The sequence below is a fragment of the Nocardia tengchongensis genome, assembly GCF_054781395.1.
Genome location: NZ_BAAGUM010000019.1, coordinates 17,449 through 33,099 on the forward strand (window position 1 = coordinate 17,449; position 15,651 = coordinate 33,099).

At 67.4% G+C, this 15,651-nt stretch carries 16 protein-coding genes, 7 tRNA genes and 1 pseudogene; 15 read left to right on the top strand and 9 right to left on the bottom strand.

The genetic code is table 11. The annotated features are described in order from the left end of the window. Window positions 1-3: 3 nt before the first annotated feature. Window positions 4-312: an STAS domain-containing protein gene (locus ACYVKL_RS35615; RefSeq protein ID WP_460774022.1), complete on the bottom strand. Its 309-nt coding sequence runs from the start codon at window positions 310-312 to the stop codon at window positions 4-6. Between the two features lie 181 nt (window positions 313-493). Here ACYVKL_RS35615 and ACYVKL_RS35620 point away from each other — a divergent pair, with 181 nt between their 5' ends. Next, entirely contained in the window at window positions 494-1,882 is a 1,389-nt protein-coding gene (locus ACYVKL_RS35620; RefSeq protein WP_379172706.1) for an MFS transporter, read from the top strand. A gap of 121 nt (window positions 1,883-2,003) precedes the next feature. Here the strand turns inward: ACYVKL_RS35620 and ACYVKL_RS35625 are convergent, their stop codons facing one another. The 3 genes from ACYVKL_RS35625 to ACYVKL_RS35635 form a co-directional block, all read right to left on the bottom strand. Further along, entirely contained in the window at window positions 2,004-3,794 is a 1,791-nt protein-coding gene (locus ACYVKL_RS35625; protein WP_379172708.1) for a CocE/NonD family hydrolase C-terminal non-catalytic domain-containing protein, read from the bottom strand. 251 nt (window positions 3,795-4,045) lie between these two features. Then, window positions 4,046-4,333, bottom strand: coding sequence for a hypothetical protein (locus ACYVKL_RS35630; RefSeq protein ID WP_357195231.1), 288 nt, complete (start codon window positions 4,331-4,333; stop codon window positions 4,046-4,048). A 114-nt stretch (window positions 4,334-4,447) separates the two neighbouring features. Next, window positions 4,448-5,251 carry a HEAT repeat domain-containing protein gene (locus ACYVKL_RS35635; protein WP_379172710.1) on the bottom strand — a complete coding sequence of 268 codons (804 nt, stop codon included), beginning with the start codon at window positions 5,249-5,251 and terminating at the stop codon, window positions 4,448-4,450. Window positions 5,252-5,465: 214 nt separating this feature from the next. On the opposite strand from ACYVKL_RS35635, the gene ACYVKL_RS35640 reads away from it, so the two are divergent. After that, window positions 5,466-5,945, top strand: coding sequence for a hypothetical protein (locus ACYVKL_RS35640; RefSeq protein ID WP_379172712.1), 480 nt, complete (start codon window positions 5,466-5,468; stop codon window positions 5,943-5,945). 83 nt (window positions 5,946-6,028) lie between these two features. Here ACYVKL_RS35640 and ACYVKL_RS35645 read toward each other — a convergent pair. Further along, window positions 6,029-6,100 (bottom strand) — tRNA-Val (locus ACYVKL_RS35645). A 372-nt stretch (window positions 6,101-6,472) separates the two neighbouring features. On the opposite strand from ACYVKL_RS35645, the gene ACYVKL_RS35650 reads away from it, so the two are divergent. The 3 genes from ACYVKL_RS35650 to ACYVKL_RS35660 all read left to right on the top strand — a co-directional run bounded on the left by ACYVKL_RS35650 (window position 6,473) and on the right by ACYVKL_RS35660 (window position 6,741). Then, window positions 6,473-6,545, top strand: a tRNA-Gly gene (locus ACYVKL_RS35650). A 23-nt stretch (window positions 6,546-6,568) separates the two neighbouring features. After that, window positions 6,569-6,639, top strand: a tRNA-Cys gene (locus ACYVKL_RS35655). A 27-nt stretch (window positions 6,640-6,666) separates the two neighbouring features. Beyond that, window positions 6,667-6,741 (top strand) — tRNA-Val (locus ACYVKL_RS35660). Between the two features lie 67 nt (window positions 6,742-6,808). Here the strand turns inward: ACYVKL_RS35660 and ACYVKL_RS35665 are convergent. Beyond that, window positions 6,809-8,548: an N-acyl-D-amino-acid deacylase family protein gene (locus ACYVKL_RS35665; protein WP_379172714.1), complete on the bottom strand. Its 1,740-nt coding sequence runs from the start codon at window positions 8,546-8,548 to the stop codon at window positions 6,809-6,811. A gap of 126 nt (window positions 8,549-8,674) precedes the next feature. Between ACYVKL_RS35665 and ACYVKL_RS35670 the strand changes: the two genes are divergently transcribed. Beyond that, window positions 8,675-9,358, top strand: a complete 684-nt coding sequence (locus tag ACYVKL_RS35670) for a CPBP family intramembrane glutamic endopeptidase (protein WP_379172716.1) — start codon at window positions 8,675-8,677, stop codon at window positions 9,356-9,358. Here the strand turns inward: ACYVKL_RS35670 and ACYVKL_RS35675 are convergent. Beyond that, on the bottom strand, window positions 9,331-9,831 hold the full coding sequence (locus ACYVKL_RS35675) for an anthrone oxygenase family protein (RefSeq protein ID WP_379172718.1): 501 nt from the start codon (window positions 9,829-9,831) through the stop codon (window positions 9,331-9,333). The two genes, ACYVKL_RS35670 and ACYVKL_RS35675, sit on opposite strands and share 28 nt — an antisense overlap. Before the next feature lie 162 nt (window positions 9,832-9,993). Here ACYVKL_RS35675 and ACYVKL_RS35680 point away from each other — a divergent pair, with 162 nt between their 5' ends. From ACYVKL_RS35680 to ACYVKL_RS35695, 4 genes are all read left to right on the top strand, one after another. Beyond that, window positions 9,994-10,440, top strand: a complete 447-nt coding sequence (locus ACYVKL_RS35680) for a MarR family winged helix-turn-helix transcriptional regulator (RefSeq protein WP_379172720.1) — start codon at window positions 9,994-9,996, stop codon at window positions 10,438-10,440. A 50-nt stretch (window positions 10,441-10,490) separates the two neighbouring features. Continuing rightward, entirely contained in the window at window positions 10,491-11,390 is a 900-nt protein-coding gene (locus tag ACYVKL_RS35685) for a DMT family transporter (protein ID WP_379172722.1), read from the top strand. 124 nt (window positions 11,391-11,514) lie between these two features. Then, window positions 11,515-11,587 (top strand) — tRNA-Gly (locus ACYVKL_RS35690). A gap of 15 nt (window positions 11,588-11,602) precedes the next feature. Continuing rightward, window positions 11,603-11,677: transfer RNA gene (locus ACYVKL_RS35695), tRNA-Val, on the top strand. Between the two features lie 24 nt (window positions 11,678-11,701). Here the strand turns inward: ACYVKL_RS35695 and ACYVKL_RS35700 are convergent. After that, window positions 11,702-12,571 (bottom strand): alpha/beta hydrolase, encoded by an 870-nt coding sequence (locus tag ACYVKL_RS35700; RefSeq protein WP_379172724.1) that lies wholly within the window; start codon window positions 12,569-12,571, stop codon window positions 11,702-11,704. Between the two features lie 61 nt (window positions 12,572-12,632). Between ACYVKL_RS35700 and ACYVKL_RS35705 the strand changes: the two genes are divergently transcribed. The 5 genes and pseudogenes from ACYVKL_RS35705 to ACYVKL_RS35725 form a co-directional block, all read left to right on the top strand. Beyond that, window positions 12,633-13,163: a helix-turn-helix domain-containing protein gene (locus ACYVKL_RS35705; protein WP_379172726.1), complete on the top strand. Its 531-nt coding sequence runs from the start codon at window positions 12,633-12,635 to the stop codon at window positions 13,161-13,163. A gap of 74 nt (window positions 13,164-13,237) precedes the next feature. Further along, a tRNA-Gly gene (locus tag ACYVKL_RS35710) sits at window positions 13,238-13,310 on the top strand. An 89-nt stretch (window positions 13,311-13,399) separates the two neighbouring features. Next, a complete protein-coding gene (locus ACYVKL_RS35715) occupies window positions 13,400-13,843 on the top strand; it encodes a nuclear transport factor 2 family protein (protein WP_379172728.1) in 444 nt (147 codons plus the stop codon). An 88-nt stretch (window positions 13,844-13,931) separates the two neighbouring features. Next, complete coding sequence (locus ACYVKL_RS35720; protein WP_379172731.1) at window positions 13,932-14,333, top strand: hypothetical protein; 402 nt, start codon at window positions 13,932-13,934, stop codon at window positions 14,331-14,333. 130 nt (window positions 14,334-14,463) lie between these two features. Beyond that, window positions 14,464-14,646 (top strand): annotated as a pseudogene (locus ACYVKL_RS35725) (effector-associated constant component EACC1); the annotation flags it as partial. A gap of 144 nt (window positions 14,647-14,790) precedes the next feature. Here ACYVKL_RS35725 and ACYVKL_RS35730 read toward each other — a convergent pair. After that, window positions 14,791-15,648, bottom strand: a complete 858-nt coding sequence (locus tag ACYVKL_RS35730) for an alpha/beta fold hydrolase (protein WP_379173153.1) — start codon at window positions 15,646-15,648, stop codon at window positions 14,791-14,793. Window positions 15,649-15,651 lie beyond the last annotated feature (3 nt).

The window sequence follows — 15,651 nt, forward strand, 5'->3', positions numbered from 1 at the left end:
GGTTCACCACTCGGGGGCGGCGGTGTCGAACAGCTCGTTCAGGCCCGTCAGCTCGAGCAGGATCAGCAGGCGATCGTCCGCGCCCACGAGCACGCAGCGGCATCCGGATCGCCTGGCAGTCAGGGTGATTCGCGCCAATGCCTGCACGACCGCCGACGCGCAGCCCGAAAGTCCGCGCACATCACACACAATCGCGCGGTGCCCGTCGGCGTGCAGGGCGCTGACGCGGGCACACCATGCGGCGGTACGGCCCGCGTCGGGCTCGCCGGTGAGCACCACGATTCCGCCGCCGGACGTCTGTTCCAGGTCCATACCGTGCACCACCGTCGCGGCCTCGGAAACTCGTCGCGGCCCGGGCACACCGCCGCGACGAGTTTCCGGCGTCCGGCCGGTTGTCAGAAGCATGGTCAACGAAACACATTCCCCAGTAGGGCAATCCACCCCATCGATCCGGCCGCGGCCGGCCCTGCGGCCGGGGGCGATCCTCGCACTGATGTGCGGCGCCCAATTCATCATCACCCTCGACATCGCGATCGTGAATGTCGCGCTGCCGTCGATCCAATCCGATCTCGGACTGGCCGCCGGCGATCTGCAGTGGGTGGTCATCACCTACGGGCTACTGCTCGGCGGCCTGCTGCTGCTCGGCGGTCGCGCAGGTGACCTGCTGGGCCGGCGCCGGATCCTGCAGACGGGTCTGGCACTGTTCGCGGGCGCCTCGCTCACCGCCGGGCTGTCCGGATCGTTCGCCCCGCTCGTCGCCTCGCGCGCGGTCCAGGGTGTGGGCGCGGCACTCGCCGCTCCGGCCGCGCTGGCGGTGGTCGCCGCGACCTTCCCCGAAGGGGCGTCCCGCAACAAGGCGCTCGGGGTGTTCGGCGCCGCCGGTGGCAGTGCCGCCTCGGTCGGGGTGGTGTTGAGCGGCGCCCTCACCGCGGGGCCGGGCTGGCAGTGGATCTTCTTCATCAATGTCCCGATCGTGGCCGGCATGGTCGCGCTGATCCCGAGATTCGTTCCCGCCGACCGGAAGATCCACCGGGGACCGTTCGACATCGCCGGGGCGGTCACGGTGACCGCCGGGCTCACCGCGATCGTGTACGCCATCAACAAGAGCGTGGATCACGGCTGGACCTCGGCCACCACGCTGGGCTTCCTGATCGCCGGATGCGCGCTGCTGGCCGCGTTCGCCGCCATCGAGTCTCGCTCCGCGTCGCCGCTGGTGCCGCTGTCGATGTTCCGGCGACCGACCTTGAATGCCGCGAATCTCGTTGCGGCACTGGTGTTCGCCTCCTTCTTCGCCACCATCTTCCAGGCATCGCTGCTGATGCAGCAGGCGCTCGGATATTCGGCGCTGCGCACCGGGCTCGCCTATCTCGCGATCGCGGTGACCGCCGTGGTGGCCGCGGCGGGTGTCGCACCGGTCGCACTCACCCGGCTCGGTGCGGGATGGTCGCTGGCGCTGGCGCAGGGCGTCGCGGCGGCCGGGCTGCTCTGGCTGGCCCGGGTACCGGTGCATGCCGCGTACTGGCCGGATCTGTTCCCCGGATTCGTCGCCGTCGGGATCGGGATCGGGCTGTCGCAGACCTCGCTCCAGGTGGCCGCGTTCATCGGAATCCCGGAGAAGGTCAGCGGTTTGGCGGGCGGGATGGTGGAGACGGCGCGCGAGATCGGCGGGTCGCTGGGCATCGCCATCGTGGCGGCGGTGGCGATCGCGGCGGGCCGCGGCGTGTCGACCGGCCCGGCAGCGGCAGCGACGGCCGGATTCCAGCGCGGGTCGCTGGTGGCGGCCGGGTTCAGCGTCGTCGCGGTCGTGACCGCGGTCGCCGTGGTGCGCCGCGCCGAACGCTCGGCGCGCAGGACCGTCCCCGAAGCGGTGGAGGCGCTGTGACACAAAGCATTTCATGTCTTGTGTAGGCCCGTCGCCGCGAGGAATCTCGCGATGCAGGGATGTGATCCGGTGGGGATCGAGCACCGTCGATCCCCACCGGACGCACGAGAGACGGGACTACTCAGCCCAGTTCGAGGTCGAGGTAGGACTCGGCGTACTCGGGAGAGGTGATGGTGGTGGTGCCGGGCGGGCTGTAGGAGTAGAGCTTGTCGTAGCCGTTGACCACCAGTGCGAGGCGGTGCCCGTCCGGGATGTCGTAGCAGGCGCCTTGCAGTCGCCAGCGGACGACGCGCTGCTCCGGCTGCACCAGCTCGAACAGCGTGCAGGGCTCGTGGGTGATGATGCGGGCCGTGCCGTCGGGGGCCACGTCGAACAGATAGGCCACCAGCGTGGCCGCCGGGGCTGTGCTGCCGACGGACAGGTGCAGCGACGGGATGCCGCGCACCCGGCGACCACCGGTCAGCGGCTCGGTCTGCCAGATCAGCAGGCGGTCCCGCTCGAAGTCCCCGACCCGGTAGAGCTGAGGATTGCCGTAGCACTCCCGCTGCCCGGTCTTCAGGAACTCGGCGACCGCGGTGGCGGAGGTGGCCGCTGCCTCCCCGTCGCCGACCGTGAAGCTGCGCGTCCACCCGGTTTCCGGCTTCGGCAGCAGGGTGCCGTCCCCGCCGCCGTTGCCGAGATACCAGCGTTCGGTTTCGGTGCTGACCTGACTCCAGTCGATTTTGGGTTCGCGCTGCGCGGGCTCGGTAATCCGTTGCGCGCCACCGGTGATCGGCTGGGTGCGGTAGGTGAACATGATCTGATTGCTGACCGGTTCGGATTGGCTCCGGTCGATTCCCCGCAGGTGAATGTCCAACCAGTCACGCGCTTCTCGCATCGGCGTGAGCAGGCCGGGGAACGGGAATCCCAGCGGGATTCCGACCAGTCCGGCGGCCTCGGGTGCGCCGTGATTGCCGATCCACACGTTGAGTCGCTTCGGCACGGTCAGCCGGTTGAACGTGTCGAGCATTTCGTTGACCGGAAAGAGGGTCTCGTGCCAGGTGTTCGACATGAACGTGGCGATGCCGTGCGAGTTGGTCAGCTCGACGAAGGTTTCCGGCGAGCGGTCCAGCCCCCAGGCCACGACCTCGTCCATGTTCTCGCCCCGCTCGAAGAGGTCGAGGATCCGGAGGGTGTCCGGGTCGAACTTCTCCTCGGGCTTGCCGGGCGTGCCACCGGTGAAATCGACCAGCAGTTTCATCGCGGCCAGGTGCCGGGTCCCGTTGTCGTACAGCGACGTGGCGAGATTGCCCCAGGTGCTCAGCGCGACGACCGCGGACACCCGGGCCACCGGGTCCGTGGCCGCGATCAACTGACTGAGTCCCGAACCATAGGACTCGCCGAGCATGCCGATGGCGCTGGGCCCGAACAGTTCCTGCGCGTAGTCCAGCACCCGGTGGCCGTCGGCGCGATCCTTCTCACCGGCGACGTCGATGAACCCCTGCGACGTGGTGATCTCACCCGGCGTGCCGAGACCGCGCGGCGTGTAGGCCAGCACGTGATACCCGTCGACGGCCAACGTCAGATAGGTCCACACGAACGGCAGCCAGCCCAGCGGACTCCACCCCGCGGGCACCACCACCACCGGACGCGGCTCGTCCCCGTTCAGCTTCACGGTCAACGCCGACAACATCACCCCGTCAGCCCCGGGGATCTGCGTGATCTCCACCGCGGCGCCACCCCGCACGGTATCCACCACCTCCTGCAACTCCGGCGGCAGCACCCCGGCCGGCGCGACCCCGCGCACCGCCGCCAGCAGCGCCCGCGCGACCTGCACCACCTCCGGCGTGAAGGTCAGCCCATCGGCCCACATGCCATTGGCAGCAATACTTTCCAGGGTTTCATTGGTTACGTTCTGGACAGGTTCGGTCACTATCGACACACCCCGATTCCACTCATGTCGTGCATGATGAAAAGGTGAAAACCCGTGCCAGGAAAGGCATCTGGCACTGATTCATCGTAGGAGCGGACCATGCCAGCGCGTGGCGAACCGGCGAAACATACCGCGACAGACACTCTCGCAGAACGTATTTCACCAAGTGGACGCGGTGAACCATGGATCGGAGTCAACCGACTGGTCGCGATGACCCGTCGGGATATCCAGACAAAGCAAAAAGGTCCGAGCTAGACCTTCGGGATCCCGAGCAACCCGCCGAGGCAACCGCTGGGCCCGACCAGCATGCCGATGGAGAGGCGGTAGTCGCCGCCGGTGAGCTTGCAGAGCACCATCGCCGTGGCCAGATCCAGTCCTGCGGAACCGGTGCCGAAACCTGTTTGCGCGATTGTCCCCGATCCTGATTCGGCGATCGGCGCGACGCTCGCGGGCTCAGCGGACGCGGCACCCAGCCCGGACAGCAGGATTCCACCGGAAAAACCGACCACCACAGCCGATTTCACCAGATTGCGCGTCATGCCGGCCCACCCCTTCGTAACGACAACTTGTGAGCCGGAACGATAGTCGCCGCAACCAAGGCTGAAACGACCATATTTCCTAGGGCTACAGCGGGATCCGGGCGAGCTGCGCTGTCAGGATTCCCGTGCCGCGATGGCGGCTTGGATTCGGCGGAGCGTGCGGAGGGCTTTCTTCGCGGCGACGCTCACCATGCCGTCGAAGACGGTCGAGCCGCGGTCGTTGGCCATGAGCCGTTCCAGTGTCGGCACGACACGGTCGTCGCCGGTGGAGCCGAGTGCGACGGCCGCCCAGTAACGCTGGTCCGGGTCTGCGCTGTCGGCGGCCGCCAGCAGCCTCGGGATCACCTCCGGGGCGAATCTGGCCAGCGCGCTGGCGATGTAGCCGATGCGGTAGTAGCGGCGGTGCTCGAATTCGTCCCACAGCGCGGCGAGGGCCGCGTCGCCGCCGATATCGCCGAGGGCCTCGGCGGCACGTTCGCGCATTCCCGCGATCGAGTCCCGCAGCAGGGGCGTGAGGGCGGGGACGACGGATTCGTCGCCGAGCTCGCCCAGGGCGATCACCGCTTCCTCGCGGGCCATCTGCTGTGGGTGGTCCAGCATCGCGAGCAAGCCGGGGACCGCCTCGCGGAACCCGAGGGCCGCGCAGCCCATCGCGGCCCAGGCCTGGCAGTTGTAGCGAGTGTCGGCGAGGGACGCGAGCAGCGGCGCCTTCAGGGAGTCGTCGCCGAAGACCTCCGCGTGGTTCAGCGCCAGGCTGTAGATCGTCCGGTGGTAGTCGGGATAGTCGCGGACCAGCGCGCGGAGTACCTGTTTGGCGGATGCGTCGCCGTCGCCAGCCCGCTCGAGCAGGACCCGCAGGTTTTCCTTGCGGGACTCGAGATCACTGTCTTTGAGGCTTCTCGCATCAGCTGGGTTCACCGCCCAACGGTACCCGGCGCCGATCTTGCCCCCGGACACCTCGACGGCTTCGAACCGAACCCCGTTGCGACGCAAGCAATGCGAAGCGTGAGGGCATTCTGAAGTATCGGCTTTTCGATTTGTGCGCGCGCAGCCTCGCTCCGCGGTTACCGTCGGAGCGGCACTCAGGTGCCGACAACGACAACTCCAACGGAAAAGAACAGGAAAAGAACAGATGAGGCAAATGAGTTGGGCCGCCGCCACGGTGGCCATGCTGGCGATTCCGGCCGTCGCGGCGGCCTCGGCGTCGGCCGCGGTCGACAACGTGAATCTGACACAGATCGACACCGGCATCGGCGGATGCGAGGGGGCGGGCAATACCTGCACGATCTACGTGAGCACCAGCGGCGCGGACGCCCTGGCACCGGTCACGGTCACCTTGAACGGGCAGAACGTCGGCACGTTCACCCCGCAAGCCGGATCCAAGGCCGGTACGGGGACCGTCCAGTACGTCTATCGCTCGAAGCTTCCCGAGGGCGTCTACAGCCTCACCGCGACACAGGGTTCATCGACCAAGTCCATGACGGTGCAGAACTGCGGCAGCCAGCCGACCGGCAGCTCGAGTGCCTCGGCCCAATGCACCGGAAACGATATTCTCGGCGTTCTGATGATGCCGCTGATCATCCTCACCGGCTCCGGGCACACGCAACTCTGACCGGACCCGCGCACAGCGGCGCTGCTCGTTGGCACGAAAAAAGGCCGGTCATCGCAAAACCTGCGATGACCGGCCTTTCTCTGTGGTTCTAGCTGGGATCGAACCAGCGACCCCTCGCGTGTGAAGCGAGTGCTCTCCCGCTGAGCTATAGAACCGGGGTCTTGTCGCCGAGGCGACTGTTCGGAGCGGCGCTTGCGTGCCTCTCGAACGAGAATGAAGATTACACACCCCGCTCGCATCACACCAAATCGCGTGCACAACGGCGTAAAACTGAGGTTTCAGGGGGCGGTGGGGCGGGTGAGGTTTCACCGGGGTGTTGCCGGAGCGTCACGAGGGTGTCGCCGGGGCGGGGTGGGATGGGTGGCGACTCGTACGCAGCGGTCGCCCACTTCCGGGGCCGACCGGCGGAACCACATGCCTGTAGTTCGAAATTACCCCGATCTACCAGGCGATTTGTTACCTGCGCAGATCGTCGGCTAATGTTCTACCTCGTCAGCGGGACAGCCGAAAGGCGCCCGGGACGGAATGCGGATGTAGCGCAGCTGGTAGCGCATCACCTTGCCAAGGTGAGGGTCGCGGGTTCGAATCCCGTCATCCGCTCGAGGGGCCAACACGGCCTGCTTGGCGGTGTGGCCGAGTGGTGAGGCAACGGCCTGCAAAGCCGTGCACACGGGTTCGATTCCCGTCGCCGCCTCTTCTTTTTGAAGAGCAAAAAAGACCCGCGCGATTAGCTCAGCGGGAGAGCGCTTCCCTGACACGGAAGAGGTCACTGGTTCAATCCCAGTATCGCGCACCATATTTCATACAGATCAGGCCCGGCTCACGCCGGGCCTTTCTGCATTTCCGGGCGAATTCCGATGGGCTCAGCGGGCGGAACGGATCAGCGCGCCCGGGCGGGCACCAGTGTCCTCGCCGTCGCGCAGGACCACCTCGCCGGAGACGATCGTGGCGCGGTAGCCTTCGGCGCGTTGGAGCAGACGGCGGGCCCCGCCCGGGAGGTCATAGGCGACGGCGGGCGGCAACAGCCGCAGTGCCTCGTAGTCGATCACGTTGAGATCGGCCTTCTTTCCGACCTCGACGGTCCCGCGGTCACCGAGGCCGTACATCTGCGCGGTGTCGTGGGTCATCTTGCGGATGGCCAGGGGCAGCGGGATGCGATCGCCGCGAGTGCGGTCGCGGGTCCAGTAGGTCAGCAGGTAGGTGGTGTTGGAGGCGTCGCAGATGGCGCCGACGTGCGCACCACCGTCCCCGAGGCCGACCGCGGTGGCCGGGTGCAACAGCATGTCGCGGATCGGGTCCTGGGTGAAGCGGGAGTAGTTGAGCAGGGGGCGGTAGAACAGGGCCCGGCCGTCGCGGGTCAGCAGCTGGTCGTAGAGGTAGCGGAAGGTTTCGATGCCCGCGCGGTCGGCGTCGCCGGCCAGGCTGGCGTCGGGGGCGGGCTCGTAGTCGGGCGGGTCGCCGAGGGTGAAGGTGCGGTCCAGGCCCATGCTGAGGAAGGCCATCGGATTGTCGGGGAGGTCGGCCTCGGTGAGGATGGCGTCACGCAGGGCCGGGTCGCGCAAGGCGGTGACGAGGGCGTCGAGGTCCTGGCCGCTGCGTTCGACGGCGGCCTGGTAGCTGGGCCGGAACGAGAACGGGTTGAAGGTCTGCAAGCCGATCAGCAGGCCCAGCGGGCGCGCGGAAACCTGTGGGCGGACCGGGATTCCGTTGTCGAAAGCGGCGGCCGAGGAGTCCAGCAGGCGTTTCCAGTCGTCGGGTGCGCCGTCGTGTTGGAGCAGGCCGAAACTCACGGTGCGGCCGGTCTTCTCGGCGAGGCGGATCATCCAGGCGAGTTCGCGGTCGGGGGCGGCCAGGTCCTCGCCCATGATCCCAGCGGGGGCCAGTTCGAACACGCCCGCGCCCGCGTCGGCGAGAGCCTGGCCGATGCCGAAGAGTTCCTCCTCGGCGGCGAAGGTGCCGGGGACGGGTTCGCCGTCGATGGCGCGGTGCACGATGGTGCGGGAGGTCGAGAAGCCCAGCGCCCCGGCCTCGATGCCCTCGCGCACGAGTTTGGCCATCAAGTCGATGTCCTCGGGTGCGGCGGCTTCGTTCCGGGCGCCGCGCTCCCCCATCACGTAGCCGCGGACCGCGCCGTGCGGGACCTGGGTGCCGACGTCGATGGCCAGCGGCAGCCGGTCCAGCGCGTCGAGGAACTGCGGGAACGACTCCCAGTCCCAGCGGATTCCGCTCGACAGCGCGGCGCCGGGGATGTCCTCGACGCCTTCCATGAGGCCGATCAGCCAGTCCCGCTTCTCGGGGGTGACCGGCGCGAAGCCGACGCCGCAGTTGCCCATCACAACCGTGGTGACGCCGTGCCAGCAGCTGGGGGTGAGCTGCGGGTCCCAGGTGATCTGCCCGTCGTAGTGGGTGTGGATGTCGACGAAGCCGGGGGTGACCAGCAGCCCCGTCGCGTCGATCCGGTTGTCCGCCACGGCTTGTGCGAGCCGGCCGGGCGGGGTGATGGCGGCGATGCGCCCGTTCTCGACGGCGACGTCGGCGGCATAGGGCTCCGCTCCGGTCCCGTCGACGATGGTGCCGTTCTCGATGATGAGGGAATAGCTCACGGGTGGTCCTAGCAGTCCGATTTCGCTGACAGAAAACAGACTAACTAGACATTGCGTCAGTGAATTGGGAATTGGGGAATCCGCTCTGACCAGCAGGTTCACCGGCGGGAAATTATGGTGGTGGCCATGAGGATTCGGCGGTGGCGGCGCGCGTATCTGGCGGCCGAGTACGCGGCGTTGTTCTTCGGCGGGACGACCCTGTACAACGCGGTATTGCGGGGCAAGCCACCGATTCCGGCACTGCTGATCCTGGGGACGGGGGTGACGGTGTATCTGCGGCGATCCAAGGGGTTCGATCGCCAATCCCTGTGGCGCGCCGAGGCATTCCCGGCGCAGGCACGGTCGATGGCGGTCGGCGCGGGGGCGAACGCGGTCGCGTTGACCGCGGCCACGGCGCTGCTGCGGCGGGAGGATCTGTTCGATCTGCCGCGGCGCAATCCGCTGATCTGGCTGGCGGTCATGGTGTTGTATCCCGCGCTGAGCGTGTATCCGCAGGAATTGATCTTCCGATCGTTCCTGTTCCACCGGTACGCGCCGGTGTTCGGCGAGGGCCGGGCGATGGTGGCGGCGAGTGCGGCGGCGTTCGGGTACGTGCACATCGTGTTCGGGAGCTGGTTCTCGGTGGCGGCCAGCAGCGTCGGCGGGTGGTTGTTCGCGGCGCGGTACATGCGGACGAAGTCGCTGTTCACGGCCTCGGTGGAGCATGCGGCCTACGGCATTCTGGTGTTCTCGGTGGGGCTGGGGCGGCATTTCTATCACGGGGCCGCCCCGGCCGCGCGAATTCAGTTGGGGGCCGCCGGAACCGCCTGATCCCTTGCCGCCGGGGCGGGCTGGGCGAACACGGCGATGGCGATGATGATCAGGAAGGCCAGCAGCGCCGTGCCGGTGCGGGCGATGTGGAACAGCTCCCAGCGGTGCAGGATCTGGGCGTAGTCGGCGGGGACATCTCCGACTGCCCACTGCTTGATCCTGCCGTTGATCGGGACGTTGCCGAATCGGGTGATGACGAACGAGGTGAGGACCAGGCCGAAAGCTGTTGCGGCCGAGCGGCGGACGACTCCCCCGCTGTAGATCGCCAGTAGCAGTGAGGTCAGTGCGGCCAGTCCCATCGCCGATTGCATGACCGGTCCATTGACCTTCATCAGGGCCGTGTGGAAGGTGAACCGCACGTCCAGCGGGACGGTCTTGAACGCTTGGGCGACATTGATCAATCCGTATCCGAAGGCGCCGCACAGGTATCCGGTGGTGAGCAGGGCGGCCGCGGTGAGTAGTCGGGTGCGCATGGGTGAGCCTTTCGCGGGATCCGAGTGTCTCCCTATAGTTCAGATTTTCGAATAGTTCAGATCTTCGAACCTGTATCCTGGATCTGTCAAGACGGCAGTTCGACATCGAACGGAGGGTTCGTGCCTCGGCCACAGCGAGCGACGGACACCGCGGGCGCACCGGTGAGTGCGGAGCATCAGCGGCAACTGGAGGCGCTCGCACCACTGATCGCCACGCATTTCCGCCGCGCACACGGCGACATGCCCGCCACCTTGCGCGAATCCTTCGACGCGGGCGGACTCGGCAACCGGCACGGCGCCGTCTTGGCCCAGGTGCTGGCCGCGGGCAGCCTCAGCGTCAGCGACCTGGCCCGCCGCCTCGACATCAGCCTCACCAACGCGAGCCAGCTGGCCGGGGAACTGAACCGGGCCGGCTGGCTGCAACGCCACAACGACCCCGCCGACAACCGGCGCACCCTGCTGTCCCTGCCCGACGATCGGCGCGACGACGTGGCCACCTTCATCAACCGCCGCTCCGACGCATTGCTGCGCGCGATGTCGCGGTTGACGCCCACCCAGCGCCGGGGATTCCTGGCCGGGTTGCAAGCCTGGGCCGACGAAATCCACTGACGCAGCCGCCCCGAAAAGGTGAGTTCAGACGGCCCCGCCGACCGACCAGGATGACCTTGTCGGGCAGACTTGACCGGGTGGGAAACCTACCTTTGGCGGCAGTGATCTGCGCATTCATCGGCGCGGTGCTGTTCGCGGTGTCGGCGGTGGCGCAGCAACGGGCAGCGGCGGACGTGCCCGAAGGGGATGCGTTGGTGGCCAAGCTGATTCGCAATCCGCGCTGGCTGGCCGGATTGATCGGCGACGCGGGCGGATTCGCGTTCCAGGTGGTGGCGCTCGCCTTGGGGTCGGTGCTGGTGGTGCAGCCGATCCTGGTGACCGCGCTGGTGTTCGCGCTGCCGCTGGCCGCGCATTACAGCGGGCGGCGGGTGACGGCGGTGATGTGGTTGCAGGCGGCGGCGCTGTCGATCGCGCTGGCCTGCTTCCTGGTGGTCGGGGAACCGACCGAGGGGGTCACCGCGGCGCCGTGGGACCGCTGGGTGCTGCCGCTCGGGTTGGTGGCCGGCGTGGTGGTGGCGAGCATCGTCGTGGCTACCACCGTGCGCGTGCCGACTCTGCAAGCGTTGCTGCTGGGTACGGCGGCCGGTCTGTTGTTCGGTATCTCCGCCGCTCTCACCGCGAACGTCACCAAACTGTTCTCCGCCAGCATCACCGCCGGACTCACCAGCTGGGAGCTGTACGTCCTGGCCGCCTGCGGCATACTCGGCCTCTACGTGCAACAGCGTGGCTACCAGGTAGGTCCGCTATCGGCCTCACTGCCCGCGTTCACCGTCGCCGAGCCGTTGGGCGCGGCCTTCCTCGGCATAACGGTCCTCGACGAGCGACTGCGCTCCGGTCCGCTCGGCACCGCCTTCGTCGCCGCGTCGGTCGTCGTCATGTGTGTTGCCGCGGTGCGCCTTTCCCGCGCCCAGGCCGCTCCCCTCACCAACCCGCAACCTGCCACCGACTGACCCGCCCCCGACACCCACAACATGCCCGAAATCGCCCGTTTTCCTGGCGATTTGCATAACCCACCCACCCATAGGCTAATGTTCTGTCCCGCAAGCCGATCGGCCCACAAGGCCTGGCGAGCAAGCGGATGTAGCGCAGCTGGTAGCGCATCACCTTGCCAAGGTGAGGGTCGCGAGTTCGAATCTCGTCATCCGCTCAAAGAAGGAATCCTGCGCGATTAGCTCAGCGGGAGAGCGCTTCCCTGACACGGAAGAGGTCACTGGTTCAATCCCAGTATCGCGCACCACAGTTCGACCAGATCAGGCCCGGCTCACGCCGGGCCTTTCTGTTGTGCGCCCCTGGGCTCGGCACCCGATAGTCGGTGGACGGCGGCTGCGATCTGGGCGGGGCGCTCGGCCGGGATGAGGTGCGTGGAGTCGGCGTCCTCGACGACAGCTCCGATCTCCTCGGCGTAGCGGCGCTGGTATTCGTGGATGGCGTCGAAGCTGCGGGTCTGGAAGCGGGTGGGGCGGGCGGCGGAGATGACGATGACGTCGGTGTCGGGGCGGCGCGGTGGTGTGGTTCGGAATTCGGTGATCGCGGCGGCGACGGCCTGTAGTTCGTTGCGGGTTTGCGCGAAGCCTGTTGGAGTGAAGTCCTCGGCCAGCATGGTCGCGTAGGTGGGGGCGGGGAACATTCGGCCGTAGGAGCGGGTGAGGGCGGACATGAGTGGGCGGATGCGGGACAGGGACTGTTCTACGGCGAGAATGCGATCGGTCTTCTTCGCCGTGGCGGTCCAGTCGTCGTAGATCGGGGCCTGTTCGGGGGTCGGGTCGACCAGGACTACGCCGACCGGCCGTGGCGACATCTTGTCGATGGCTCGCCTGACTACCAAGCCACCCATGCTGTGTGCCACCAGAATCAGCCGCTGGGGCGCAAGCTGCTCGACCAGTGCGGCCAAGGTGTCGGACATGTCGTCGATGCTCTGGGGTGGGCCGATTCGCTTGCTGCGGCCACGCCCGGCGCGGTCGTAGGCGACGGTTCGCACGCTGTCGCCGAGTAGCGCTACGACCGGATCCCAGAGCAGCCGTCCTGCGCCCGTGCCGGATTCGAACACCACGCAGGTGTCCCCCGACCCGGACTCCTCGACATAGATCTCATTGCCGCCCAAGAACAATCGGCGTCCTGGCACGTTCCGCATGATGCCCTCCCGTGAACGATCCCAACTTTGGAAACGGTACCAGAAATGGGATAGTAGGGCTATGGATGCCACCGATCTACTGCTGCACCCCGTTCGATTGCGCATCGTGCACGCGCTGTCCGGAGGCCGCACCCACAGCGCGTCCGAACTCTGCGACCACCTGGCCGACGTGCCGCGGACCAGCATCTATCGCCATCTGGGTCTGCTGGTCGAGGGTGAGATGCTCGAAGTCGCCGGCGAGCGCAAGGTGCGCGGCGCGATCGAGCGCTCCTACCGGCTCCGTGCCGACCGGCCCACCATCGCCCCCGAGGCCGGAGCGACGATGACGCCCGATGAACACCGCCGCGGGTTCGCCACCGCCATGGCCGTCCTCATCGCCGAATTCAACGCCTACCTCGACCAGAGCGGCGCCGACCCGTACGCCGACTCCGTGAGCTACCGGCAGGCCACCCTGTGGCTCACCCCCGACGAACTGGCCACCATGCTCTCCGGCCTCCGCGACGTCGTCACCCCGTTCGCCGCCAACACCCCGGGCGAAGACCGCAGGCCCTACCGCATCAGCCCGATCCTGTTCCCGGGGGAAAGCCCCTGATTTGCATTACCCACCCACCCATAGGCTAATGTTCTGTCCCGCAAGCCGATCGGCCCACAAGGCCTGGCGGGCACGCGGATGTAGCGCAGCTGGTAGCGCATCACCTTGCCAAGGTGAGGGTCGCGAGTTCGAATCTCGTCATCCGCTCAACACGTCGGTCGATTGATAACGATCCGTTCCGGGTCCATTCGATTTTGATCCTTCTCTCGGCCGCCGCCGAGAAATAACCTGCCGGTATGACGACAAACGTTGTGACCGAACAGGATCCGAAGATCGCCGCGATCGCCGCCTTCTTCGACGCCTACGCCCGCTACGACCTCGACGGCATGCGGGCGGTCCTCACCGAGGACATCGCCTGGACCATTCCCGGCCACCACCCGCTCTCCGGCACCAAGCACGGCATCGACGAGGTGGTCGAATTCTTCAATCAGCTCGCCACCGCGGGGATGAAGGCCGAGACCTTCTTCCTCCAGGCCAACGACGAGTACGTGGTCGACATCCACCGCGGCTACTCCACCGCCGGCGAGGGCAAGGTGGACACCATCTGGGCGCTGGTGTGGCACTTCAACACCGATGGCAAGGTCGACCGGGTCGTCAACCTCTCCGGCGACCAGCACCAGATGGACACCTACGTCTGGCAGAACTACACCCTCGCTCCCCTCCCCACCCGCCTGGCGTAGCTTCCAGGGCCTCAAGGAAATCGATAGCGATCGTTAAGCGCTGAGCCATACATTTTCGAGGAGTCCAGCTCCGAGGGGGTGAAAGGCTATGGCGCTACGTATTTCCGGGCGGGCGATCACCAGTGACATGACGCCTGAGACCGCGCATCTGATTCCCGGGTCCGACGGGGGACGGTGGGTGCTGAGTTGGCTGCCGGGACGGGATCTGACCCGGGAGCAGGCGATCGACGGCATGGCGCTCGACGAGATCTTGAGCGACTTGTCCGCCACCGACGAGGAGTTCGCGCTGGAGCTGGCCGCTTTGCGGGCCGAATCGCTGGGCATGCGGCTGGAGGAGGCCGTGGTGCGGTTGGCGGCTCGGATCCTCGAGCGGGATCGGCGGCAGCGGCGTGCGGAAGGTCAGGACCGTTCCCCGGGTGGACCGGCGGAACGGCCCTGCACCCGGCGCGCGAATCCGTCCGGCTCCCACTGTTCTTCCGGGATCCGGTGACCGCGGCCGCCGGCCTAGACTTGCGGCACAACACTTGCTGGGGAGGGTTCACGTGACCGCGACGATCACCATCTCGATCTGCGACGCCGACGACGACATCGCCGAACTGGGGTCGCTGTTCGAGGCGATCGTGGAAGACGACGACCTGCGCGCCGTGCGCAAGCTGCGGATCAGCGGTGTGCCGCGGCCGGATGTGCTGGGCGCGGAGGAGGTCATCAAGCTGGTGGTCGAGTCGGCGCCGCTGATGGGTGCGGTGACCGCGTGCGTGACGGCGTGGCTGGCCGGGCGCACCACGAAATTCACGCTGAAGATCGGGGATTCGGAGATCTCGGTCAAGGGCAAGGTGTCCGAGGATCTGGTGCGGCAGGCGCTCGAGCAGATTCGGCCGGATGCGAAAGAGCTGGAGAGCGTTCCGGATGCGGGGGGCGAGACTCCCCGCAGTGAATCGGTGCCGGGTCTACTTCAGGAACGCGGTCAAGGCCGTAGCGACCGCGTCCGGGTTCTCCACCTGCGGGTAGTGGCCAGTGGTCGGCGGTTCGTCCAGCACGGTGAACTGCGCGTGCGGCAGGCGTTCCCGGAGCCGGGGCAGGACGTGGCCGCCGCTGACCGGGTCGGCCGGGCCCCAGATGAACTGCACCGGGCCGGGATACTGTTCGAGCGCGCTGCGCCAGCGGTCGGCGTGCTGGCGACGCTCGTCGATGTAATACAGCAGCCGGTGCTGGACACGCAGGCCGCGCCCCATGGTCATGGCCCGCCACATGTCGTCCAGCTGCTCGTCGTCGACTGCGCGACCGAGTATCTCGCGCAGCGACTTTCGAAACATCGAGGCCGTGGCCAGGTGCTGGAACACCGCGCCGAGCGGACTGTGCAGCAGTCGCTGCGTGCGGGTAGGACGGTGCAGGTCCGGGTACAGGCCGCCGTTGAGGAACGCCGCCACGCTGATCCGGCTCGCGTTGCGGTGCAACAGTTCCTGGGCGACCGAGACGCCGTAGTCGTGCGCGACCAGCGCGGTCGGGCCGATGCCGAGATGACGCCACAGTTCTTCGACGATGGTCGCCTGCTCGGTGATGCGGTAGTCGTGGCCGGCCGGTTTCGCACTGGCGCCGAAGCCCAGCAGGTCCACGGTGGTGACCCGGCAGCCGGATGCGGTCAGCGCCGGCAGGATCGGGGCCCAGTCGTGGGAGGAGGTCGGGAATCCGTGCAGCAGGGTCACCGGGCGGCCGGTAGCGGGGCCGTCCTGCCGATGGAAGATCTCGTGGCCCGCGATGCGCGTACGCTCACCGCCGGCGATCCACTGTTCGAGGGAGAGCGGCATCGT

What these genes read in the sequence shown, in the direction of transcription:
- ACYVKL_RS35675 (WP_379172718.1), bottom strand. Translation starts at nt 9,831, where the DNA reads ATGCGCACCCGACTACTCACCGCGGCCGCCCTGCTCACCACCGGATAC.
- ACYVKL_RS35720 (WP_379172731.1), top strand. Translation starts at nt 13,932, where the DNA reads ATGGCGCTACGTATTTCCGGGCGGGCGATCACCAGTGACATGACGCCT.
- ACYVKL_RS35620 (WP_379172706.1), top strand. Translation starts at nt 494, where the DNA reads ATGTGCGGCGCCCAATTCATCATCACCCTCGACATCGCGATCGTGAAT.
- ACYVKL_RS35700 (WP_379172724.1), bottom strand. Translation starts at nt 12,571, where the DNA reads ATGCGGAACGTGCCAGGACGCCGATTGTTCTTGGGCGGCAATGAGATC.
- ACYVKL_RS35685 (WP_379172722.1), top strand. Translation starts at nt 10,491, where the DNA reads ATGACCTTGTCGGGCAGACTTGACCGGGTGGGAAACCTACCTTTGGCG.
- ACYVKL_RS35615 (WP_460774022.1), bottom strand. Translation starts at nt 312, where the DNA reads ATGGACCTGGAACAGACGTCCGGCGGCGGAATCGTGGTGCTCACCGGC.
- ACYVKL_RS35715 (WP_379172728.1), top strand. Translation starts at nt 13,400, where the DNA reads ATGACGACAAACGTTGTGACCGAACAGGATCCGAAGATCGCCGCGATC.
- ACYVKL_RS35640 (WP_379172712.1), top strand. Translation starts at nt 5,466, where the DNA reads ATGAGGCAAATGAGTTGGGCCGCCGCCACGGTGGCCATGCTGGCGATT.
- ACYVKL_RS35730 (WP_379173153.1), bottom strand. Translation starts at nt 15,648, where the DNA reads ATGCCGCTCTCCCTCGAACAGTGGATCGCCGGCGGTGAGCGTACGCGC.
- ACYVKL_RS35630 (WP_357195231.1), bottom strand. Translation starts at nt 4,333, where the DNA reads ATGACGCGCAATCTGGTGAAATCGGCTGTGGTGGTCGGTTTTTCCGGT.
- ACYVKL_RS35670 (WP_379172716.1), top strand. Translation starts at nt 8,675, where the DNA reads ATGAGGATTCGGCGGTGGCGGCGCGCGTATCTGGCGGCCGAGTACGCG.
- ACYVKL_RS35705 (WP_379172726.1), top strand. Translation starts at nt 12,633, where the DNA reads ATGGATGCCACCGATCTACTGCTGCACCCCGTTCGATTGCGCATCGTG.